At 68.6% G+C, this 398-nt stretch carries 1 protein-coding gene; it reads right to left on the bottom strand.

Annotation, left to right across the window (positions count from 1 at the left end; genetic code table 11):
* Window positions 1–398 (bottom strand): acyl-CoA thioester hydrolase/BAAT C-terminal domain-containing protein (locus tag FL311_RS43790; protein WP_228557500.1); only part of this gene is annotated, 398 nt, incomplete at both ends.

Raw genomic sequence — 398 nt, 5'->3', positions numbered from 1 at the left:
TGCGTGGTCGGCACATACGGAAAGACGATGGCGTGACCCGCGCCTTCGTAATCGAAATGTTGGACGGGGTAGGGGTGGCGTACCTCGGCCAGTTTGGTCGTCACCATGCGCGAGTAGTCGCTCGAAGGCCACGAGCCGTCATCGGTGGCGGAAAGCAGCAGCACCGGCCCCCGCGCACGTTCGATGCGAATGCGCGCGCGCGCCACCGCGTCTGCATCCTGCAGCGCGGTGCGGATGGCGCGTTCATGCCGATGCGGCGCAGGGCCTTCGTCAAACGGCGCCCAGGTCGCGGTGCGGTTGCCTTCCCACAGATGCGGCAGCGGCTGACCGCGATACAGCCACGTCGGGCCTTCGCGGCCCACAGCGGGGTCGGCGGCGTTCTGCCCGCTGTGCACGAC

The sequence above is a fragment of the Myxococcus sp. AB025B genome, assembly GCF_006518215.1.
GTDB lineage: Bacteria > Myxococcota > Myxococcia > Myxococcales > Myxococcaceae > Myxococcus > Myxococcus fulvus.
The sequence above is the reverse complement of the archived record's forward strand: the minus strand, read 5'-3'. Positions and strand labels throughout refer to the sequence as shown.